Here is a 20,862-nt window from a genome sequence, read left to right on the forward strand (position 1 = left end):
ATGTGCGCTAAAACCACCATGGAGGAATTCGAAGCCCTCCTGAACGAAAGCTTCGAAATCGACACCCCCGCAGAGGGCAGTGTTGTCCGCGGCAAGGTCATCGCGATCGAAGCGGGCCAGGCCATCATCGATGTCGGCTACAAGATGGAAGGCCGGATCGATCTCAAGGAATTCGCAAATCCCGGGGAAGCCCCTGAAATCGCCGTCGGCGATGAGGTCGAGGTTTACCTGCGCAACGTGGAAAACGCCCGCGGCGAGGCTGTGATCAGCCGTGAGATGGCGCGCCGCGAAGCGGCTTGGGATCGCCTTGAGAAAGCCTATGCATCCGAAGACCGCGTCGATGGCGCCATCTTTGGCCGCGTCAAGGGGGGCTTTACCGTCGATCTGGGCGGCGCCGTGGCCTTTTTGCCCGGCTCTCAGGTCGATGTGCGCCCCGTGCGCGATGCAGGCCCCTTGATGGGTCTCAAGCAGCCCTTCCAGATCCTCAAGATGGACCGCCGCCGCGGCAACATCGTGGTATCGCGTCGCGCGATTCTCGAGGAATCCCGCGCCGAGCAGCGCGCCGAGGTCATCGGCAAGCTCAACGAAGGCGATATCGTGGATGGTGTGGTCAAGAACATCACCGAATACGGCGCCTTTGTCGATCTGGGCGGTGTGGACGGCTTGCTGCATGTCACCGACATGGCATGGCGTCGCGTCAACGACCCCAAAGAGGTGTTGACCATCGGCGAAACCGTCAAGGTGCAGGTCATCAAGGTCAACAAGGACACGCACCGCATCAGCCTTGGCATGAAGCAGTTGCAAGATGATCCTTGGGATACGGTCGAAAAGAAGTATCCGCTGGAATCCGTCCATATGGGCCGCGTCACCAACATCACCGATTACGGCGCCTTCGTGGAGCTGGAAGCCGGTGTCGAAGGTCTGGTGCATGTCTCGGAAATGTCCTGGACCAAGAAGAACGTTCATCCCGGCAAGATCGTGTCGACCAGCCAGGAGGTCGAGGTCATGGTGCTGGAGATCGACAGCTCCAAGCGCCGCGTTTCGCTGGGTCTCAAGCAGACCATGCGCAACCCGTGGGAAGTCTTTGAAGAAACCCATCCCGTCGGCACGCAGGTCGAGGGTGAGGTCAAGAACATCACCGAGTTTGGTCTGTTCATCGGCCTTCCGGGCGACATCGACGGCATGGTGCATCTGTCGGACCTGACCTGGGAAGGCCGGGGCGAAGACGTCATCAACGACTATCGCAAGGGCGACATGGTCAAGGCCGTCGTCACCGAGGTCGACACCGAGAAGGAGCGCATTTCGCTCTCGATCAAATCTGTCCAGGGCGATCCCTTGGCCGAGGTGATCGGCGGCGTGAAGCGTGGCTCGATCATCACCGTCGCTGTGACCGCGATCGAGGATGGTGGCGTCGAAGTGGAGTATGAGGGCATGAAATCCTTCATCCGCCGCTCTGACCTGAGCCGCGACCGGTCAGAACAGCGCCCCGAGCGCTTTCAGGTCGGCGACAAGATCGATGTCCGTGTGACCAATGTGGACGCCAAGACCCGTCGTCTGGGCCTGTCGATCAAGGCACGCGAGATCGCGGAAGAAAAGGAAGCGGTCGAACAGTATGGATCGTCCGATTCGGGTGCGTCGCTGGGCGATATCCTGGGTGCGGCGCTCAAGCGCGACGACGACAACTGATTGTCAGGGGCGCAGGCTTTGCGCCGCGCGATCTGAAAGGCCCCGCCACGGCGGGGCCTTTTTCTTTGGGCCGCCATCACTGACAAAAGCTGTGGATAAGCGCCATGGACCCTTATCGCGACATCCCAGTGTTACAAGCTGCTTTCAGCTTAAGGGCACGGTTGGTCTGTCCCCGCAGTAGCTTTGTGCCAACCGCCCCTTGTCTTGGCCCCGTGTCCTGTGTGGCACGGGGCTTTTTTCCGGGCAGCGCCGATCATGGCATTGTGTCGCACCGGTGACGCGTTGCCTCTACGGCTAAAAGCTTTACTTACATTTCAGAAATTTCTGAAATTACTGCGAGAACAGGATTTTGGCCATGCCACTGACGCCGCTCCATCAGGAGTTCGTTTTGCATTTCGGGGAAATGGGCAGCCGCTGGGGCATCAACCGCACCGTGGGCCAGATTTACGCGCTTTTGTTCATTTCGTCCGAACCCCTGAACGCCGAGACGATCACGGATGCGCTTGGCATCAGCCGCTCGAACACCTCGATGGGTCTGAAGGAATTGCAAGGCTGGAACCTTGTCCGGCTCAAGCATCTTCCCGGCGATCGGCGCGATTATTTCACCACACCCGATGATCTGTGGGAAATTGTGCGAACCCTCGTGGCCGAGCGCAAGAAACGCGAAATCGATCCCACGCTGACCAAGCTGCGCGAGCTGGAGTTGCAGGGCCCCGCCGGCGATGATTACGCCGAGGCGCGCATCGCCGAGTTGCGCGAGATGATCGAGATGATGACCGGCTTTTATGCCGAGATGGAGCGGCTGGAAACCGAACGCCTTGTCAAGCTGATGACGCTGGGTGGTCGGATCGCGGGCTTGATCGACAAGGCCACGGGGCTTTTCCCGACACTGACGAAACGAAACTGAGGGACAACTGACATGGAAGCGATCGACACCTTGATCCTCAGCCGCATCCAGTTTGCGGCCAACATCTCGTTTCACATCCTGTTCCCGACGATCACCATCGCGCTGGGCTGGGTGCTGTTCTTTTTTCGCGTCCGCTACGCGCAGACGCGCGATGACAAATGGATGGCCGCCTATCGCTTCTGGGTAAAGATATTTGCGCTGTCCTTTGCCATGGGTGTGGTGTCGGGCATCACCATGTCGTTTCAGTTCGGCACAAATTGGCCGGGCTTCATGGAAACCGTGGGCAACATCGCGGGCCCGCTTCTGGCCTATGAGGTTCTGACCGCCTTTTTCCTCGAGGCGGTGTTCATCGGCATCATGCTGTTCGGATTTTCGCGTGTTCCGGGTTGGCTGCACCTGTTGGCCACATTCCTGGTGGCGTTTGGCACCAGCATGTCGGCCTTCTGGATCATCGTTCTCAACAGCTGGATGCACACGCCGCAAGGCTTCGAGATGGTCGATGGCGTGGCTTTCGCCACCGATTGGTGGGCGATCATCTTCAACCCCTCGATGCCCTATCGCTTTGCGCACATGATGCTGGCCAGCTTTTTGACCGTAGGGTTCTTGCTGGCGGGGGTTTCGGCCTTTCGCTGGCTGCTGGGGGATCGCTCGCGCGATGTGCGCGCGACGTTGAAGGTGGGCGTGGCGATTGGGGCGGTCCTGATTCCGGTTCAGATCTTCATGGGCGATCTGCACGGGCTGAATACCAAGCAATACCAACCCGCCAAGGTCGCGGCCATGGAAGGGCTTTGGGAAACCCAAGCCGGCGCGCCGCTGGTGTTGTTCGCCATCCCCGATGAGACCGCACGCACCAACCACATGGCTGTGGAAATCCCCGGTCTGGCGTCCTTTGTCCTGACGCATGAATGGGATGGGGTTCTCAAGGGGCTGAACGACTTTGTGGCCGAGGATGGCACCATCTTGCATCCGCCTGTAGCCCCGGTGTTTTGGTCGTTTCGCGTGATGGTGGGCACCGGCATGGCCATGCTGCTGATCAGCTGGGCCTCGGTCTGGTTCATGTGGCGCGGCCGCGCGCGCCATCAGGGGCGGATCGCGGGCCACTGGTTCGCGGTCGAGGCGCTGCCCAAGCCGATCCTCTGGGTGCTGGTGCCGATGGCGTTTTCGGGCTGGGTGGCCACGTTGGCCGGATGGTATACCACGGAAATCGGGCGCCAGCCCTGGTTGGTTCAGGGTGTGATGACCACCGAAATGGCCGTGGCCGACGTGCCCGCACCCTTGGTTCTTGGCACGCTTATCACCTATCTGGCCATCTATGCCGCGCTTTTGTTCGCCTATGTGGGCGTGATCGCCTATCTGGCGCGCAAGGCCGCCCGCGGTGAGGATGGTTCAGCCATCGACATGACCCATTCCGGCAAGGCCGGGGTGATCGCGCTTAGCCCTGCGGAGTGATCCCATGCCTGATTTTGCAAATCCCGCCGATTGGTTGCCTTGGGCCTTTGCCTCGCTGATGGGGCTGTCGATCCTGATCTATGTCGTGCTTGATGGGTTCGATCTGGGTGTGGGCATCTTGTTCCCGCTGGCCACCCCGCAAGAGCAAGATCGCATGATCGGCTCAATCGGTCCATTCTGGGATGCGAACGAGACATGGTTGGTTCTGGCAGTGGGCCTGCTGTTGGTGGCCTTTCCTGTGGCGCATGGCATGATCCTGACGGCGCTGTATCTGCCGGTCTTCATCATGCTGGTGGGGCTGATCTTGCGCGGCGTGGCGTTCGAGTTCCGCGCCAAGGCGCGCAATCATCACAAGCGCCTGTGGAACCGGCTGTTCTTTCTGGGCTCCTTGATGACCGCGCTGGCCCAAGGCTTCATGCTGGGCCTTTATGTGATGGGGTTGGAACAGACATGGGCCACCATCGGTTTCGCGGCGCTGACGGCTGTGTTTCTGGCGGTTGGCTACAGCTTCATCGGGGCGGCTTGGTTGATCCACAAGACCGATGGGGCGTTGCAACAGAAATCGGTGCGCTGGGGCCGCGAAAGCCTGTGGGGCGTGATCTTGGGGATCGGCGCGGTGTCGCTGGCCACACCGCTGGTTTCAAGCCGTCTGTTCGACAAATGGATGAGCTTCCCCGAGGTGCTGTATCTGGCGCCCCTGCCGATCTTGTCGGGGGTCTTGATCCTCTGGCTTTGGCGGATGCTGCGCATGATGCCCTTTGTGGGCGACCGTCGGTCATGGCTTCCCTTTGCGGTGGCCACGGTGCTATTCACGCTGGCCTATCTGGGCATGGCCTACAGCTTTTACCCCTATGTGGTGCCTGAACGGCTGACCATCTACGAAGCCGCCTCGGCGCCGGAAAGCCTGTTGATCATCTTTGTGGGGGCCTGTGTCGTGGTGCCGGTCATCGCCGGATATTCGGTGCTGGCCTACACCATCTTTCGCGGCAAGGCGACCGAGCTGCGCTACGATTGATCCTTGCCTGCTTTTGTCAGCCCGCTTCGTTCAAGGGATCATCAGATGCCGCCGCAGTCAGCCAAACGGGTCAGAACGTCACATCCACGCCCGGCAGGTTCAGCGCACGGATCAGGTCGCGCAATTCGTTGCGCGCCGCCAGATTCGAGATGTTGAGCCGGTCCACCCCCAATTCGCGCAGATCCAGAAGCGTCATGCCGCTGGGAAACAATTCCCGAAAGATCACCCGCTCCGAAAAGCCCGGCACCACGCGAAAGCCGATCCGCTGGGACAGGTTTTCCAGCGCACGGCCCACCTTGCGCTTGTTGTGCATGTCTTGCGCGCCCAGCCGGTTGCGCAGCACGATCCAGTCCATCGGCTTCAGCCCCGCCTTGGCCCGGAGCTGGCGGGCATGCCAGACCATCTCGGAATAGACACTTGGGCCTGTGATGGTGCTGCCATCGGCCGCGACACGCCCCAACATGTCGAAATCGACAAAGCTGTCATTCATCGGGGTCACCAGCGTGTCGGCAAGGCTGTGGGCGACCTGGCTCAGCCGGGTGTGGCTGCCGGGGCAATCGATGACGATGAAATCACAGCGCGACGTCAGCGCCGCCACAGCGTCGGCAAGCCGTTTGTCAGCGCTGTTTTCGCCGGGCGGCAGGGCGTCGTGTTCGATCTGGGGCAATTCCGTCAACATTGGCGCCGCAAGATCCAACCCGCGTGCCGCGATGGCGTCGTGGCGATTTTCGATGTAGCGGGCAAAGCTGCGCTGTCGCAGATCAAGATCGATTGCCCCCACGACATGGCCCATGCGCGCCAGGCCCGTGGCCAGATGCATCGCGGTGGTCGATTTTCCCGAACCACCCTTTTCGTTTCCCAACACGATGATATGCGCCATGCCAGCCCCCAAGGAAGTCTTGTGATGGTCGTGCGGCCCGTCAGATCGCGCCACGACATCGGGTGACAGCTATATCGGCACGCTCCAAAGTTTAACCCGCCATCACAAAAGAAAACGCCGCCCAAAGGGGCGGCGTTTTTGGATTGCCCGAAGGCGGCTTGGCTCAGAAGCCGAGACCTTCGTATTTCTTCTTGAACTTCGACACGCGGCCGCCGGTGTCCATCAGGCGCGCGCCGCCACCGGTCCATGCCGGGTGAACGGTGGGGTCAATATCAAGCGACATGGTGTCGCCTTCCTTGCCCCAGGTAGAGCGCATCTGCAGCATGTCGCCATTGGTCATCTTGACGTTGATGACGTGATAGTCTGGGTGGATATCCTTTTTCATCACGTCTCTCCTTATGCGTTGGCGCCGGCGCCGGCTTGCGGCTTGTAGGTGTTGTCCTCGGCGATCCGGGCAGATTTGCCGCGGCGCGCGCGCAGGTAATACAGCTTGGCGCGGCGAACCTTGCCGCGGCGCACCACTTCGATCTTCTCGATGTTGGTGGAATAGAGCGGGAACACACGTTCCACGCCTTCGCCAAAGGAAATCTTGCGCACCGTGAATGACGCCGCGATGCCCTTGCCATTGTTGCGGGCGATGCAGACGCCTTCATAGGCCTGCACGCGCGAACGGGTTCCTTCGGTCACCTTGTAGCCCACGCGGATGGTGTCGCCCGCGCGGAAATCGGGAATGGTCTTGCCGAGGGCGGCGATCTGTTCCGCCTCGATCTGTGCGATCAGGTCCATCTGATCCGCTCCTTTGCTTGCCTGCGGTTTGCCCGCAGAGATGTCATGGCCTTGTGCCGATAGCTCTGATCTTCATCCGGGTCCGCCGGTATCCGCGTTCGCGGGGCGCCCGTCAGAGGTCGTCTGGCCGTTGCTTGTCTTGTGATCCGCCATATCCCTCGTGCCGAAGACAGCACGACAGCGGAAACCCGCCGGGGTTCCCCCCGCGGGCGTGGCCAGCCTATAGGCCGGGTGCGGCGTCGGTTCAAGCCTTTTCCGAGGGCGCTATACGTCCTTGCGCGCGATATGTGCGGCCCACAGATCCGGGCGGCGCTCGGCGGTCAGGCGTTCCGCCTGAGCGCGGCGCCATTTGGCAATCTCGGCGTGATTGCCTGACAGCAGCACATCGGGAATGGTGCGCCCCTTCCAGTCGCGGGGCTGGGTGTATTGGGGATGTTCAAGCAGCCCATCCGAAAAGCTTTCCTCTTGCGTCGATGCAGCATTGCCCAGAACGCCCGGGATCAGCCGCACGGTCGCATCAAGCACCGCCTGCGCCGCGATCTCGCCGCCGGTCAGAACGAAATCGCCAAGGCTGATTTCCTCGAGCGCGCAGTCTTCGATCACGCGTTCATCGACACCCTCAAAGCGGCCGCACAGCAGCGTCATGCCATCCGCCCGCGCAAAGCGTGCGGCATCGGCCTGAGAAAACGGTTTGCCGCGCGGCGACAGATAGACCCGTGGCCAGCGTGCAGCGTCGGGGGGTGTGCCGATTGCGGCCATCGAAAGCGCCCGGCCCAGCACATCGGCCCGCATCACAAGACCCGCGCCACCCCCCGCAGGGGTGTCATCGACCTGACGATGCTTGCCGGTGCCAAAGCTGCGCAGATCGATCGCCTCCAGCGCCCACAGCCCGTGCTGCAACGCCTTGCCGGTGAGCGAGGCACCCAGAACACCGGGAAAGAGCTCGGGGAACAGCGTCACCACCTTGGCGCACCACGCGCCCTTGAGGCGGGGCGTGTCGCTCATCAATTCGCGCGGCGTGACACTGGCCGAAATGGCAAGGCGCGCATGGGATTTTGTGGGGCTATCGCTCATCCCTCACCCATAGGGCCAGCCCGCGCGGCGGGCAAGATGGCGCGGGGGGTTGGAAGCGGGCGCTGTGCGCGCTATCAGGTGGTGCGCGCCAGCATCGGCCTGGCCCTGATCCCGCACGTGAAAGGCCATCCATGTGTCGCACCCGATCCTGAGCGTTGAGGGGCTGAAAAAATCCTATGCCGGAGGCATGGTTGCCCTTGATGACGTTTCGCTTGAAATCCGCGAGGGCGAAATCCTCGCGCTGCTGGGTCCCAATGGTGCGGGAAAGACCACGCTGATTTCCACCATTTGCGGGATCACGCAACCCACCGCTGGCCGTGTGACGGTGGGCGGGCATGACACGGTCAGCGCCTATCGCGCGGCGCGGGCGCTGGTCGGGCTGGTTCCGCAAGAGATCAACCTTGAACCCTTTGAAAAGGTGATCAACACGGTGCGCTTTTCGCGCGGTCTGTTCGGACATGCGCGCGATGATGGCTTTCTCGAGCGGATCTTGCGCCAGCTGTCCTTGTGGGACAAGCGCGATGCGCCGATCCGGACGCTGTCGGGGGGCATGAAGCGGCGGGTGCTGATCGCCAAGGCGCTCAGCCACAACCCGCGTGTGTTGTTTCTGGACGAACCCAGCGCCGGCGTGGATGTCGAGCTGCGCCGCGACATGTGGGAGGTGGTGCGCCAGCTCAAGGCGGATGGGGTCACCATCATCTTGACCACCCATTACATCGAGGAAGCCGAGGCGATGGCTGACCGCATCGCCGTGATCAATCGCGGCCGCATCTTGCTGGTCGAGGACAAGGACGCGCTCATGCGCCGCATGGGCCGCAAAGAGCTGCGCATCACGCTGAAAGACCCCATCGCGCGTCTGCCCGACGCGCTGGATGATTTTGGTCTGACGCTCGACAGCGGCGGCGGTCGGCTGGTTTACGGCTATGACCGGCAGGCCAGCCGCACCGGCATCGTGCGGTTGTTGTCAGCGCTGCAAGCGGCGGGGTTGACGGTGGCCGATCTGGAAACGCGGCAAAGCTCGCTCGAGGAGATTTTCGTGGGGCTGGTCCAAGAGGGGGCGCAGCCATGAATTTGACCGCCATTGCCGCGATCTACCGCTTCGAGATGGCGCGCACTTTTCGCACGCTGGCACAATCGGTGATCTCGCCGGTCTTGTCGACGGCGCTTTATTTCATCGTGTTCGGCACCGCCATCGGCAGCCGCATCCAGGAGGTCGAAGGCGTCAGCTACGGCGCCTTCATCGTGCCGGGGTTGATCATGCTGACGGTGCTGACGCAATCGATCGCCAACGCCAGTTTCGGCATCTTTTTCCCGAAATTCATCGGCACGATCTATGAATTGCTGTCCGCCCCTGCCTCGTTTCTGGAGATCACGGCGGGCTATGTGCTGGCAGCGGCGACCAAGTCGCTGGCCATTGGCCTGATCATTCTGGCCACCGCCTTTTTCTTTGTCGATCTGAGCATCGCGCACCCGGTCTGGATGCTGACCTTTCTTGTCCTGACCTGTCTGACCTTCAGCCTGTTTGGCTTTATCATCGGCATCTGGGCGCAGAATTTCGAACAGTTGCAACTGATCCCGCTGTTGGCGGTGACGCCGCTCGTGTTTCTGGGGGGCGCGTTCTATTCCATCACCATGCTGCCGCCGGTCTGGCAGGCGGTCAGCCTGTTCAATCCCGTGGTCTATCTGGTCTCGGGGTTTCGCTGGTCATTCTTCGGAACGGCAGATGTGGGCTTGGGCTGGTCTGTTCTGGCCATCGCGGCGGTATTGGCGGCCTGTCTGGCGATCATCGCGTGGATCTTTCGCACCGGTTGGCGACTGAGGGCGTGATCAAAGGGCGGTATTTCTGAAGCGCAGGGTCAGTCGAACAGCCCATCGGGCGGGTCGATGATCACGCGGCCCGCGGCCAGATCGACCGTGGGCACGATGGCGCGGGTAAAGGGCACGAGTTGTGGGGATTTCAGGCCCGCTCCGCGCAGTTCAAGCAGATCGCCCGCACCATGGTTGAGCACCGCCACGATTGTGCCCAAGGACACGCCGCCAGTATCGCGCGCGTCAAGCCCGATGAGATCGGCGTGATAGAATTCGTCATCGCCCAGCCCGGGGAGGGCTGTGCGCGGGGCAAAAAGACGTTGGCCGCGCAAGGCATCGGCGGCCTCTTTGCTGGTCACGCCGGTTAGTCTTGCTGCAAAGCCCGACGCAACGGGGCGGGTCAGCGTGACGGCAAAGCTGCGCGCCCCGTCTTCGGTGAAAAGCGGGCCATAGGCGGCGATATCGGCGGGCTCGGAGCAAAAGCTTTTCAGCCGCACTTCGCCGCGGACGCCAAAGGCGCCCGCGATCGCACCCACACAGACCCGGTCAGCCATGACCGGGCCTGTTGTCGGCAATGGACCATGCGCGGTTGGGCATGGCGGGCCCGATTACTCGGAGGCCGCTTCGGCAGGGGCGGCTGCCGCTGCGGCGGCTTCGGCTTGCTTGGCCGCTTTTTCGGCTGCGCGTTCCTTGGCCTGCTTGCCCGGTTCGCCCTTGGTGGGGTTGCTGCGGGTTTTCTTCGCCACGATGCCGGCTGCCTCCAGGAAGCGCGCGACGCGGTCGGTGGGTTGAGCCCCTTGGGCCAGCCAATGCTGCACGCGGGCAACATCCATGCGGATGCGGTCTTCGCTGTCCTTGGCCAGCAGCGGATTGTAGATGCCCAGCTTTTCGATAAAGCGGCCGTCGCGCGGCATGCGGCTGTCGGCGGCCACGATGGAGTAGAAGGGGCGCTTTTTCGAGCCGCCGCGGGCCAGTCGGATCTTCATTGCCATTGGGGTTTCTCCTTTGGATGGCGAGGGGCGAATTATGCCCCGTTTTCCTGATGTTGTTCGTGATGACGGATGACTTCCTGAATGATGAACTTCAGGAATTTCTTGGCAAACTCCGGGTCGAGATCGGCCCGTGTCGCAAGGTCTTCGAGGCGCGCGATCTGGGTTGCTTCGCGCGCGGGGTCCGAGGGGGGCAGCTCATGTTCGGCTTTCAGCCGGCCCACGGCCTGTGTGTGCTTGAACCGTTCGCCCAGCGTGTAGACCAAGATCGCGTCAAGCCGGTCGATGCTTTCGCGATGCTCCTTGAGAAGTGTTGCGGCGCGGGTGGTGGCGTCGGTCATGGCTGCATCCTGTCGATTGCGGGGGCGGCACAAGGCGTACACAGCGCGTACAGATCGCGTACACATGCGGGGATCAGGCCAATATGGGTCATGGGGCCAGTCCTTGCGCGGGGGCGGGGTGGCGCCAGATCTGCATCGCGCCGAAAATCGCGTGCTGATAGGTGCCATCGGGGTGGCAGCCAAGGCGCCCGGCCAAGGCGGTCGAGCGGGTATTGGCGGGGTCGATCAAGCTGATTGCGGTGGTCCAGCCGGCAGTCCCGTACGCGTAGCACCGCGCGGCCAAGGCCGCTTCATGGGCCAGCCCCCGGCCTTCGGCGGCCGCAAACATCGACCACGCAATCTCGGGTTCGGGCCAGCCGATCGGGTAGAGAAGGCCCACCACGCCCAAGGGCGCGTCGGTTTCGCGGTCGGCCACGATCCAGCGGCCATAGCCGCGGATCGTCCATTGCCCGGCCAGCCCGATGAACTGGCCCCATGCCTGAATGTCGGTGTTCGGCCCGCCCACAAAATGCGCGCGGTCCGAGGCGCGGAAGCCGGCATAGGCATCGAAATCCGTCAGGCGCGGCGCGCGCAGCGTCAGGCGCTGGGTCGTCAGGGTGGGGATTGTCGTCATGCCGCCAGCACCTTGGACGGGGCAGGGTGGCGCCAGACCTCGAGCGCGGGGTCGCGGTCGGGGCGGGGGGCGTCGGTGTCCAACATGCAGCCAAGCCGCTGTGCAAGCCGGCGCGAGCGGTCATTGCGTGCATCGATATAGCTGACGGCGGTGGTCCAGCCGAGATCGGCATAGGCGTGATGGCGCACCGCCAAAGCGGCCTCCTGCGCGTAGCCTTTCCCCTCATCGGTGGCGTTCCAGAGGGTCCAGCCCAATTCATGCTCGGGCCAGTCGCCGGGAAACCACGGCCCGAAAGAGCCGATGGGGCGGCCATCGCGCCGCGAGTCGGCCACGAAGATGCCAAAGCCCCGCAAATGCCAATGGCCCGCAAAGATCGCAAGGATACGCCATGCATGGCCCACATCCTTGTCGGCCCCGCCACCGACGAAGCGCGCGCGATCGGATGTGATGAAAGGCGCGATGGCGTCGAAATCCGAGGCATGCGGGGCGCGCAGCGTCAGGCGTTCGGTCGTCAGGATGGGGGTGTCGATCAGCCGGGGGATCATCGCAAAATCACCCCCTTGATTGTATAACCATCAGCTTTTTGCCGATAAGCTGTGGATAAACCTGTGGATTGATCGCATATGTCCAATCTTTGCATCACGCGGCCCTCCGGTGGTGACGGAACACGCAATCCTCGGGGTCCTGGCGCGGGGCGGTATCGTCGCGCAGCGCGCCCAGCCGCAGGGCGACGGCCTTGGAGGCGTCATTGGCGGGATGCGTGTAGCTGACGAGGCTGTCGAACGGCAGGGAGGCGAAGGCCCAATCGCGCAAGCGTGCCGCCCCTTCGGTGGCGTAGCCCTGACCCTCGTGACCCGCGTAAAGCATCCAGCCCAGTTCCGTTTCCGGGAAAAGCGGCCCGGCGTTCAGGCCGACCTGTCCCACGGTTTCGCCGGTGTCCCGGCGATCAAGCATCAGCGCCCCATGGCCAAACAGCGCCCAACAGGCGGCATCATGGCAAAACAGGCCCCAAGCGGCAGCGGTATCATAAGGCCCGCCCATATAGACCGCGCGCGGGCTGGCCATCAGCACGGCATAGGCGGGAAAATCGCCGTGCCGCATCGGGCGCAGCGTCAGCCGCTCGGTCGTGAGGGTGGGCGCCGGCATGCTCACTTCTTTTTCCCGAACCCCGACAGGCCCGGCGGCAGCATGCCGCCGCCCATCCCGCCCATGCCGCCAAGCCCCATCTTGCGCGCGGCGTCTTCCATCGCCTTGGGGTCCATCCCGCCCGGGTCCATGCCCTTGAGCGCACTGGGCGCGCCCTTGCCCATCAGCGCGCCAAGCCCGCCGCGCAAAAGCCCCTTGGTGCCCATCTTGCCCAGCTTTTTCATCGCATCCGCCATCTGGCGGTGCATTTTCAAAAGCTTGTTGAGGTCAGCCACATCCTGACCTGCGCCGGCGGCCACGCGTTTCTTGCGGCTGGCCTGCATCAGGTCGGGGTTGGCGCGTTCCTTTTTCGTCATCGAATTGATCAGCGCGATCTGGCGACGGATCACGCCATCATCCATGCCGGCATCGTCGAGTTGCTTTTGCATCTTGGCCATGCCGGGCATCATCGACATCATGCCCTGCATGCCGCCCATCCTGAGCATCTGTTCCAGCTGGCCCTTGAGGTCGTTCATGTTGAACTGACCCTTCTGGAAGCGCTTCATCATGCGCTCGGCCTGTTCGGCCTCGAGCGTTTCCTGCGCGCGCTCGACAAGGGCCACGATATCGCCCATGCCAAGGATGCGCCCCGCGATGCGGCTTGGCTCAAAGGTCTCGAGCGCGTCGGTCTTTTCGCCCAGACCCACAAAGCGGATCGGCTTGCCGGTGATCGCGCGCATCGACAGCGCCGCACCGCCGCGCCCGTCGCCATCCATCCGCGTCAGGACAACGCCCGTGACGCCGATCTTGTCGTCGAATTCCTGTGCGACATTGACCGCGTCCTGACCGGTCAGGCCGTCGACGACCAGAAGCGTTTCGCGCGGCTGGGCCACATCGCGGACGGCGGCGGCCTGTGCGATCAGTTCGGCGTCGATGTGCAGCCGACCGGCTGTGTCAAGAATATAGACATCATAGCCGCCAAGGCTGGCTTGGGTTCTGGCGCGTCTGGCGATGGTCACCGGGTCTTCGCCCTTGACGATGGGCAGCGTATCAACCCCGATCTGGGTGCCAAGGATCGCCAGTTGTTCCATCGCCGCCGGGCGGTTGGTGTCAAGCGAGGCCATCAGCACGCGCTTGCCCTCGCGGTCCTTCAAACGTCTGGCCAGCTTGGCGGTGGTGGTGGTCTTGCCCGAACCCTGAAGGCCCACCATCAGGATGGGGGCGGGCGGATTGTCGATTTTCAGGCGGCCGGGGTCCGCGTCGCCGGTCAGAACATGGACCAATTCGTCATGGACGATCTTGATGACCTGTTGGCCGGGCGTGATCGATTTGGTGACGGCCGCGCCCGTCGCCTTTTTCTCGACCGCCTTGATGAACTGGCGCGCGACAGGCAGCGACACATCGGCCTCAAGAAGCGCCACGCGCACCTCGCGCATCGCCGTGCGCACGTCATCCTCGGACAGCGCCCCTTGCTTGGTCAGGCGGTCAAAGACGCCGGACAGGCGTTGGGAGAGATTTTCAAACATGGGCGCGGGCCCCCCAAAACGATCCTGATTGCCCCCGTGGATGCGGGGACAAGGCCGAAAGGCACAACAACCCGTCGCTTTCGAAGTTTCAGGGGCAAGCCCGCAAACGGGCATTGCCCCCGTGGGCGAAACCTCGCTGACGGGGGGCGATCCCATGGTGACCCACGGGACCGGGAAGCTGTCGCTTTCCGGCTATTGCCCGGCGGGATAGGCGGATTCAGCGCCCGAGTCAATCATGCCTGCCGGGTCGCAGCTGATCTGAAACATGGTGATATCGCCCGCCAGCCGGTCATGGCCGTAGGCATGCAGCGCAAAGCTGCGGCGCAGATCCATCGCCGCCCAAAGGTCCGGCTCGATGGGGATCGTGGGCGCGGTCAGGGTGCCGGGGCGACCATAAAGGCTGATCATCATCGGCCCCTGATAGGCAATGCCCCCGAAATCCAAGCCTGTCACGTTGCGGGCCTGTACGCTCAGCGCATCGGCCACGGGGTTGCCCGCTGTGGTGATGATTGCCCAGATCTCGCCGCTGATGTCACGGCCAAGCCGCATCTCGCCGCGCGCCAGATGGACCCGCGCGCCACCCTCGCCCGCATGGCTTTGGGATGTGGTGGTGAATGTGGCGCGACCGCTGATCTGGTCACCGGGCCGGATCGTCGCCACGGCCTGGGTCACGGTGATGGTAAAGTCGGCTGTGCAGCCCATCGCCGTGGCGGGTGGGGCGCTGCACAGCAGACAGGCCAGCAGGGCAAACACGAAACGCATGCAAAAGGCATAGCACATGCGCGCCTTGCTGCGAAGGGTCGGGCAGCGTTCAGCCGGGTGTCCGGGCGAACTCGCGCCGATGGGCGTAAAGGACGACGCCCGCCAACAGCCCCAACACCGCCGCAGGCATCGCAGAGGGGCCAAGGATGGCCAGATGCGCGATGATCGCGCCGATCATCGTCACAAGCAGCGCGCCCGCCCCGATCGCGCGCAGACCCGGCACCCAGAGCAAGATCGCGGCCGCAACCTCGATCACGCCGGTGAGGTAGCGAAACCATTGGCCGACCCCGATCATGTCGAAGGTGCCCACCATCATCGCGACCCCGTAAAGCTTGGCCCCACCTGCGGCGAGGAATGCGATGCTCAGAAAGGCCTTGATGGCGAAAAGCGCGTAGGTTGTGATCCGGTCCAACTTGGTCATCCTTTGAATTCAGGGTTCCGCGGGTCGTTTTGCCCGCTGATGATCCAGAGGCTATCGGTGTCTGTCCCACACATAAACGCCGATGGCGGCAGAGGTGTCTGCGCGTCTGCGCACGCAATCTGGCTTTATTGCGCCGATTTGCGCATCCTATTGCCTTCCGGCCGTTCAGCGGTGAAACTGGTACCCGGCACGACGCTAGGGCAGGCAGGGTTTGCATGGATAATTGGGACGAGATCCGCACCGCCTATCAGGTTGCCCGTCTTGGCACCGTGTCTGGCGCGGCCGAGGTGTTGGGCGTGCATCACGCCACCGTCATCCGCCATATCGACGCGCTAGAGGCGCGGCTGGGGGCCAAGCTGTTTCAGCGCCATGCCCGTGGCTATACGGCCACCGAGGCAGGGCAGGATCTGTTTTCGATCGCCGCGCAGACCGATGATCAGTTCACCCAGTTGGCAGGCCGCATCAGGGGGCGCGGCGATGAGGTGACGGGCGAGTTGATCGTCACCACGCTGGATGCCCTGTCACCGCTCTTGATGCCGTCGATCGGCCAGTTCATGCGGCTGCACCCCGACCTGCGGGTACGGCTGATATCCGATCAACGTCTGTTCCGGCTGGAATATGGCGAGGCGCATGTCGCAATCCGGGCCGGCAAGCTGCCCGATCAGCCCGACAATGTGGTGCAACCGCTGTTCGCGCAAACCCTGCGCCTGATGGCGGCACCTGCCTATGTGGAGCGCTTCGGACGGCTGACCGAGGAAAATCTGGCCGCCCATCGGTTTGTCGGCGGCACGGATGACACCGCGCGCGCGCCCTATTTTCGCTGGCTCAACGACAGGGTTCCACAGCAGGCAATCGCGATCCGCGTCAGCTCGATGCAGGCGGCCAGATCCGCCACCCTGTCGGGCATCGGCATCGGGTTCATTGCCGATTGGGATCGCGACGGAACCGACCATCTGATCGAGATGCTGCCGCCGCTGGAGGATTGGACCGCCCGGGTCTGGCTGGTCACGCATATGGATCTGCATCGCACGGCCAAGGTGCAAAGCTTTGTGCGGTTCCTCAAGGATCAGGTCAAGGGCTGGGGGGTGAGCGCGTCGTGACCGACGCCGCCGATCCGTCACGCGGGGGGCGGCAGGGCCATCTGGCGATGCTGGCCTTTTCGGCGCTGGTGGCGGGGTCGTTTTCGCTGGGCGCACAGGTGGCCAATGACATCGCGCCGGCGGCGTTGAACGCAGTGCGCTTTGTGATCTCGGCGGTGGCTGTGGCGGCGGCGATTGGCCTGCGCGGTGGCTTAGGGGCGGTGCCGGGCGCCTTGGTGGCGCCTTGGCGCTACGGGATTTTGGGTGTGCTTTTCGCGGTCTATTTCGTGACCATGTTCGAGGGGTTGAAAACCGCGCCTGCGGTCTCGACGGCGGCGGTGTTCACGCTGACCCCGGTGATGAGCGGGATCTTCGGCTATATCCTGTTGCGGCAGGTGTTTGGCGCGCGCATCGCGGTGGCGCTGGCCCTTGGTGCGGCCGGAGCGCTTTGGGTGATTTTTCGCGCCGATCTTGCGGCCTTGATGGCGTTTGAGATCGGCCGGGGCGAGGTCATCTTTTTCTGGGGGTGCATCGCGCATGCCGCCTATACGCCCTTGGTGCGGCTCTTGAACCGGGGTGAGCCGATTTTGGTCTTTACCTTTTGGACGCTCAGCTTCAGCGCGCTGATCATCGGGGTCTGGGGCTGGCGCGACATTGTGGCGACCGATTGGGGCGCGCTGCGCCCGCTGGTTTGGGTGACGCTGCTCTATGTTGCGCTCGCGGCGTCGGCGATGACGGTGTATCTGGTGCAGTTCGCATCAATGCAGCTGCCCAGTTCCAAGGTCATGGCCTATACCTATCTGACGCCAAGTTGGGTGTTGATCTGGGAATTGGCGCTGGGCCAGCCCATGCCGCCGGTTGCGGTTCTGGCCGGGATCGCCCTGACGTTTCTGGCGCTGGGGCTGTTGCTCAAGGAATGAGGCCCGGGCTGCATCATCGGCCACATTCTATGGGGTCGGGATCGGGTCGATCTGTGTCTGCACCTGCAACTCGTGGCTCAAGAACGCCTCGAACGCATCAAGGTTCACCGGCTCGAACTGGCCAAAGGATTGCATCCAGATCGCGGCCGCGCGCAGCGCGTCGGGTTCCAGCTTGCACCACTTCACCCGCCCACGTTTTTCTTGCGTGATCAGCCCCGCGCTGACCAGAATGGTCAGATGCTTCGAAATCGCGGCAAGGGACATGGCAAAGGGATGGGCCACATCGGTCACCGCCATGTCATCCTCCAGCAGCATGCGCAGGATCTCGCGCCGGGTGGGGTCGGCGAGGGCGGCGAAAATACTGTCGAGCGGGTGGGTCATGGGTGGCAGCTAGACATCCGTGCCCCCGATCGTCAACCGATCGGTTGAATATGGGGTTTGGCTCAAGCCGCTGCATCAGGCGCTGTCATGCGCGGTGCCCGAATTGTCGCATCCTTTTTTAATTGTTTTACAACAGATACTTAAAGAAATATTTCTGCATCGCGGCGTGCGTTGACTCTGCGACGCTGCCGACATAGCGTCCGCGCAACTTCCGAAAGGGGGGTAATGCGTCATGTCCGGCCCGAGCGAGCAAGAGCGCCTGAAAGCGCTGGACGCGCGGATCGCGGCCGCAAGACAGGCGCAGACACCAAGACCCCATGCGGAGGAACATTATTCTCAGGCGCATCTTGCCTGGCGGATGGTGATCGAACTGGTGGCCGGTTTGGGCATCGGCTTTGGGATCGGATACGGGCTGGACTGGCTTTTGGGCACAAGCCCTTGGTTGATGGTCTTGTTCACGCTTATGGGGTTCGCCGCGGGGGTTCAGACCATGGTCCGGTCGGCGCGCGAGCTGCAGAAAAAGGCCGAAGCACAGGCCGAGAGACAGACACAGGCCGCCGAGGCGGCAGATGCGAGCAAGAAGGATTAAGGTCGTGGCGAGCGAAAGCACCAACACCACCGGGACACAATCCAAGGGCAACGGGCGCATGATCGCCTATGGGCTGGTCGCGCTTGCGGCGGTCTTGTTCGCGCTGGCCTATGCCGATGGCTACGGCAAGCTGGCCATCGCGCCGATGGATCAGTTCAAGGTCAAGCCGCTTTTCGGCGGCGACACGGTGGCGTGGTACACGCCGACCAATGTGACTTTCTGGCTGGGCATGTCGATCTTGTCGATCTTTGCGCTGATGGTGATGGGCACGCGCGGGCGCGCGGTCATCCCGTCGCGCGGGCAGTCGGTGGCGGAACTGGCCTATGGTTTCGTGCGCAAAATGGTCGAGGATGTGGCGGGCAAGGATGCGCTTCCCTATTTCCCCTTCATCTTTACGGCCTTCCTGTTCATCCTGTCGGCGAATTTTCTCGGGCTGATCCCGGCAAGCTTCACCCCAACCTCGCATTTCGCGGTGACGGTCGTGCTGGCGCTGACGGTGTTCATATCCGTCACGGTGCTGGGCTTTGTCAAAAGCGGGGCCGGGTTCCTGGGCCTGTTCTGGGTGTCGTCGGCGCCGCTGGCGCTGCGCCCGATCCTTGCCGTCATCGAGTTGATTTCCTACTTCGTGCGCCCCGTCAGCCATTCCGTGCGTCTTGCTGGCGCGATGATGGCCGGTCACGCAGTGCTCAAGGTGTTCGCGGGCTTTGCGGGCGCCATGGGTCTGGCATCGGTCGCGCCGATCCTCGGGGTCGTGGCGATCTACGGGCTCGAGGTTCTGGTGTCGGCGATCCAGGCTTACGTGTTCACCATCCTCACCTGCGTCTATCTCAAGGACGCGCTTCATCCCCATCATTGAGGGCTGGTCCAGCCGGGCCGCACCCCAAGGATTTCACGAACTTCCAACGTAAGGAGATACCATCATGGAAGGCGATATCGCACAAATGGGCCAGTTCATCGGCGCAGGCCTCGCAGCCATCGGCTCGGGCGCGGCTGCCATCGGTGTGGGCCATGTGGCCGGCAACTTCCTCGCCGGCGCGCTGCGCAACCCCTCGGCCGCTGCTGGCCAGACTGCGACCCTGTTCATCGGCATCGCATTCGCAGAAGCGTTGGGCATCTTTTCGTTCCTCGTCGCTCTGCTGCTGATGTTCGCCGTCTGAACCAGAGCCTTCGACAGACCATCCTTACGTCCGGGGTTCGCGTCGTGTGAGGCGGACCTCGGGGTAGACCCGGTTCCAGGAGGACGACCATGGCACAAGATGCCACCACTGCTGCCAATGCTGCGGGGCCGGGCATGCCGCAGCTCGATTTCGCGACCTTTCCCAACCAGATCTTCTGGCTGGTTATCGCTTTGGTCGCGATCTACTTGATCCTCAGCCGCATCGCGCTGCCGCGCATCGCGGCCGTTCTGGCCGAGCGTCAGGGCACGCTGACCAAGGATCTGGTCGCCGCCGAGGAGCTGAAACAGCGCGCGGTCGAGGCTGAAGCCGCCTACAACAAGGCATTGGCCGATGCGCGGGCCGAGGCCTCAAAGATCGCCGATGAAACGCGGGCGGCCATTCAGGCCGATCTGGACCGGGCCATCGCGCGCGCCGATGACGAGATTTCCGCCAAAGCGGTGGAAAGCGAGACGCGGATCACCGAGATCAGGGCCGGTGCCCTGCGCAGCATCGAAGAGGTCGCCCGCGACGTTGTCGGCGACATCGTGTCGGCTGTGGCGCCGGGCCAAAAGGTCGATGACAGCACGCTGGCGGCCGCGGTGGCCGCACGGGTCAAGGGGTAAGACGATGAAGCATCTGATCGCCGCATTGGTCACATTGGCCCCCACGATCGCGCTGGCGGCCGAAGACAAGCCGCATGGTCTTTTGAACCCGTCGCTTGGCAACAGCGATTTCGTTGTGCTGATCGGTTTTGTTCTGTTCTTGGCGGTATTGTTCTATTTCAACGTGCCCGCGATGCTGATGGGCCTGCTCGACAAGCGGGCCGAAGGGATCCGCAGTGATCTGAACGAGGCGCGCGCGTTGCGTGACGAGGCGCAGACCATTCTTGCGTCCTACGAGCGCAAGAGCCGCGAAGTGGCCGAACAATCCGACCGCATCATCGCACAAGCCAAGGCCGATGCCGAAGCTGCCGCCGATGAGGCGCGCGCAGCGCTTGACCGCTCGATTGCCCGCCGCGTGCAGGCCGCCCAAGACCAGATCCTGAGCGCCGAAAACAAGGCTGTGCGCTCGGTGCGTGACCGTGCCATCGAGGTGGCGATTGCCGCCGCCGCCGAAGCCATCGCCAAAGAGATGGCCGCGGCGGACGCCAACAAGATGATCGACAACGCGATTGCCGAGGTTGAGCGACGCCTGCATTGAACGCCGACGCCGCGCGCCTGTGAAAACCCCGGATCCCGCATCCGGGGTTTTTCCTTGCGGGGCGCCCTGACGGATCATGTTCCGCACGGGTGCCAACAGCATGTGGCACACATGCCCCAACCGGGCACCGGATGGCCGCTTGCGTGCCCCACC

The 20,862-nt window shown here is 63.0% G+C and carries 27 protein-coding genes; 13 read left to right on the forward strand and 14 right to left on the reverse strand.

What is annotated here, in order from left to right; translation table 11 throughout:
* The 4 genes from rpsA (at position 1) to Q0094_RS06470 (ending at position 5,057) form a co-directional block, all read left to right on the forward strand.
* Entirely contained in the window at positions 1 to 1,686 is a 1,686-nt protein-coding gene (gene rpsA, locus Q0094_RS06455) for a 30S ribosomal protein S1 (protein ID WP_297616600.1), read from the forward strand.
* Between the two features lie 355 nt (positions 1,687 to 2,041).
* Positions 2,042 to 2,593 carry a GbsR/MarR family transcriptional regulator gene (locus Q0094_RS06460; protein ID WP_297616603.1) on the forward strand — a complete coding sequence of 184 codons (552 nt, stop codon included), beginning with the start codon at positions 2,042 to 2,044 and terminating at the stop codon, positions 2,591 to 2,593.
* Between the two features lie 12 nt (positions 2,594 to 2,605).
* Positions 2,606 to 4,042 (forward strand): cytochrome ubiquinol oxidase subunit I, encoded by a 1,437-nt coding sequence (locus Q0094_RS06465; protein ID WP_297616606.1) that lies wholly within the window; start codon positions 2,606 to 2,608, stop codon positions 4,040 to 4,042.
* Positions 4,043 to 4,046: 4 nt separating this feature from the next.
* The gene (locus tag Q0094_RS06470; protein ID WP_297616609.1) at positions 4,047 to 5,057 is read left to right on the forward strand and encodes a cytochrome d ubiquinol oxidase subunit II; all 1,011 of its coding nucleotides are present in this window, start codon (positions 4,047 to 4,049) and stop codon (positions 5,055 to 5,057) included.
* 70 nt (positions 5,058 to 5,127) lie between these two features.
* Here the strand turns inward: Q0094_RS06470 and Q0094_RS06475 are convergent, their stop codons facing one another.
* The 4 genes from Q0094_RS06475 to trmD form a co-directional block, all read right to left on the reverse strand.
* The gene (locus Q0094_RS06475) at positions 5,128 to 5,937 is read right to left on the reverse strand and encodes a division plane positioning ATPase MipZ (protein WP_297616612.1); all 810 of its coding nucleotides are present in this window, start codon (positions 5,935 to 5,937) and stop codon (positions 5,128 to 5,130) included.
* A gap of 163 nt (positions 5,938 to 6,100) precedes the next feature.
* Positions 6,101 to 6,322: a 50S ribosomal protein L31 gene (rpmE, locus tag Q0094_RS06480; RefSeq protein WP_297616616.1), complete on the reverse strand. Its 222-nt coding sequence runs from the start codon at positions 6,320 to 6,322 to the stop codon at positions 6,101 to 6,103.
* 11 nt (positions 6,323 to 6,333) lie between these two features.
* Entirely contained in the window at positions 6,334 to 6,723 is a 390-nt protein-coding gene (gene rplS / locus Q0094_RS06485) for a 50S ribosomal protein L19 (protein WP_297616619.1), read from the reverse strand.
* A 264-nt stretch (positions 6,724 to 6,987) separates the two neighbouring features.
* Positions 6,988 to 7,797: a tRNA (guanosine(37)-N1)-methyltransferase TrmD gene (gene trmD, locus Q0094_RS06490; protein WP_297616622.1), complete on the reverse strand. Its 810-nt coding sequence runs from the start codon at positions 7,795 to 7,797 to the stop codon at positions 6,988 to 6,990.
* Positions 7,798 to 7,984: 187 nt separating this feature from the next.
* Here trmD and Q0094_RS06495 point away from each other — a divergent pair, with 187 nt between their 5' ends.
* Together Q0094_RS06495 and Q0094_RS06500 are read left to right on the forward strand one after the other, a co-directional pair.
* A complete protein-coding gene (locus Q0094_RS06495; protein ID WP_297616669.1) occupies positions 7,985 to 8,866 on the forward strand; it encodes an ABC transporter ATP-binding protein in 882 nt (293 codons plus the stop codon).
* The gene (locus Q0094_RS06500) at positions 8,863 to 9,624 is read left to right on the forward strand and encodes an ABC transporter permease (RefSeq protein WP_297616625.1); all 762 of its coding nucleotides are present in this window, start codon (positions 8,863 to 8,865) and stop codon (positions 9,622 to 9,624) included. Before Q0094_RS06495 ends, Q0094_RS06500 begins: the two co-directional genes overlap by 4 nt.
* A 29-nt stretch (positions 9,625 to 9,653) precedes the next feature.
* On the opposite strand, the gene rimM is transcribed toward Q0094_RS06500, so the two are convergent.
* From rimM to Q0094_RS06545, 9 genes are all read right to left on the reverse strand, one after another.
* A complete protein-coding gene (rimM, locus tag Q0094_RS06505) occupies positions 9,654 to 10,160 on the reverse strand; it encodes a ribosome maturation factor RimM (RefSeq protein ID WP_297616628.1) in 507 nt (168 codons plus the stop codon).
* A gap of 54 nt (positions 10,161 to 10,214) precedes the next feature.
* Positions 10,215 to 10,598, reverse strand: coding sequence for a 30S ribosomal protein S16 (gene rpsP, locus Q0094_RS06510; RefSeq protein ID WP_297616632.1), 384 nt, complete (start codon positions 10,596 to 10,598; stop codon positions 10,215 to 10,217).
* 32 nt (positions 10,599 to 10,630) lie between these two features.
* Complete coding sequence (locus Q0094_RS06515) at positions 10,631 to 10,936, reverse strand: chorismate mutase (protein ID WP_297616635.1); 306 nt, start codon at positions 10,934 to 10,936, stop codon at positions 10,631 to 10,633.
* 88 nt (positions 10,937 to 11,024) lie between these two features.
* Positions 11,025 to 11,549 carry a GNAT family N-acetyltransferase gene (locus Q0094_RS06520; protein WP_297616638.1) on the reverse strand — a complete coding sequence of 175 codons (525 nt, stop codon included), beginning with the start codon at positions 11,547 to 11,549 and terminating at the stop codon, positions 11,025 to 11,027.
* Positions 11,546 to 12,094: a GNAT family N-acetyltransferase gene (locus Q0094_RS06525; RefSeq protein ID WP_297616640.1), complete on the reverse strand. Its 549-nt coding sequence runs from the start codon at positions 12,092 to 12,094 to the stop codon at positions 11,546 to 11,548. The genes Q0094_RS06520 and Q0094_RS06525 overlap by 4 nt, the downstream gene beginning before the upstream one ends.
* Before the next feature lie 94 nt (positions 12,095 to 12,188).
* A complete protein-coding gene (locus Q0094_RS06530) occupies positions 12,189 to 12,695 on the reverse strand; it encodes a GNAT family N-acetyltransferase (RefSeq protein ID WP_297616643.1) in 507 nt (168 codons plus the stop codon).
* A gap of 2 nt (positions 12,696 to 12,697) precedes the next feature.
* The gene (gene ffh, locus Q0094_RS06535) at positions 12,698 to 14,200 is read right to left on the reverse strand and encodes a signal recognition particle protein (protein ID WP_297616646.1); all 1,503 of its coding nucleotides are present in this window, start codon (positions 14,198 to 14,200) and stop codon (positions 12,698 to 12,700) included.
* Positions 14,201 to 14,392: 192 nt separating this feature from the next.
* Positions 14,393 to 14,962 carry a hypothetical protein gene (locus tag Q0094_RS06540; RefSeq protein WP_297616649.1) on the reverse strand — a complete coding sequence of 190 codons (570 nt, stop codon included), beginning with the start codon at positions 14,960 to 14,962 and terminating at the stop codon, positions 14,393 to 14,395.
* 49 nt (positions 14,963 to 15,011) lie between these two features.
* Entirely contained in the window at positions 15,012 to 15,374 is a 363-nt protein-coding gene (locus tag Q0094_RS06545) for a DoxX family protein (protein ID WP_297616651.1), read from the reverse strand.
* 224 nt (positions 15,375 to 15,598) lie between these two features.
* Between Q0094_RS06545 and Q0094_RS06550 the strand changes: the two genes are divergently transcribed.
* Together Q0094_RS06550 and Q0094_RS06555 are read left to right on the forward strand one after the other, a co-directional pair.
* Entirely contained in the window at positions 15,599 to 16,483 is an 885-nt protein-coding gene (locus Q0094_RS06550) for a LysR family transcriptional regulator (protein ID WP_297616654.1), read from the forward strand.
* Between the two features lie 47 nt (positions 16,484 to 16,530).
* Positions 16,531 to 17,382: a DMT family transporter gene (locus tag Q0094_RS06555; RefSeq protein WP_297616671.1), complete on the forward strand. Its 852-nt coding sequence runs from the start codon at positions 16,531 to 16,533 to the stop codon at positions 17,380 to 17,382.
* A 27-nt stretch (positions 17,383 to 17,409) separates the two neighbouring features.
* On the opposite strand, the gene Q0094_RS06560 is transcribed toward Q0094_RS06555, so the two are convergent.
* On the reverse strand, positions 17,410 to 17,763 hold the full coding sequence (locus Q0094_RS06560) for a metalloregulator ArsR/SmtB family transcription factor (protein WP_297616657.1): 354 nt from the start codon (positions 17,761 to 17,763) through the stop codon (positions 17,410 to 17,412).
* Positions 17,764 to 17,995: 232 nt separating this feature from the next.
* On the opposite strand from Q0094_RS06560, the gene Q0094_RS06565 reads away from it, so the two are divergent.
* The 5 genes from Q0094_RS06565 (at position 17,996) to Q0094_RS06585 (ending at position 20,709) form a co-directional block, all read left to right on the forward strand.
* Positions 17,996 to 18,352, forward strand: a complete 357-nt coding sequence (locus Q0094_RS06565) for an AtpZ/AtpI family protein (protein WP_297616660.1) — start codon at positions 17,996 to 17,998, stop codon at positions 18,350 to 18,352.
* A 58-nt stretch (positions 18,353 to 18,410) separates the two neighbouring features.
* The gene (locus Q0094_RS06570) at positions 18,411 to 19,208 is read left to right on the forward strand and encodes a F0F1 ATP synthase subunit A (RefSeq protein WP_297616672.1); all 798 of its coding nucleotides are present in this window, start codon (positions 18,411 to 18,413) and stop codon (positions 19,206 to 19,208) included.
* A 64-nt stretch (positions 19,209 to 19,272) separates the two neighbouring features.
* Positions 19,273 to 19,509, forward strand: coding sequence for a F0F1 ATP synthase subunit C (locus tag Q0094_RS06575; protein WP_048599181.1), 237 nt, complete (start codon positions 19,273 to 19,275; stop codon positions 19,507 to 19,509).
* A gap of 89 nt (positions 19,510 to 19,598) precedes the next feature.
* Positions 19,599 to 20,132, forward strand: a complete 534-nt coding sequence (locus tag Q0094_RS06580; protein ID WP_297616665.1) for a F0F1 ATP synthase subunit B' — start codon at positions 19,599 to 19,601, stop codon at positions 20,130 to 20,132.
* 4 nt (positions 20,133 to 20,136) lie between these two features.
* The gene (locus Q0094_RS06585; RefSeq protein WP_297616667.1) at positions 20,137 to 20,709 is read left to right on the forward strand and encodes an ATP F0F1 synthase subunit B; all 573 of its coding nucleotides are present in this window, start codon (positions 20,137 to 20,139) and stop codon (positions 20,707 to 20,709) included.
* Positions 20,710 to 20,862: the final 153 nt, after the last annotated feature.

It is taken from the genome of uncultured Roseicyclus sp. (genome assembly GCF_937892565.1).
Classification (GTDB): Bacteria; Pseudomonadota; Alphaproteobacteria; order Rhodobacterales; family Rhodobacteraceae; genus Roseicyclus.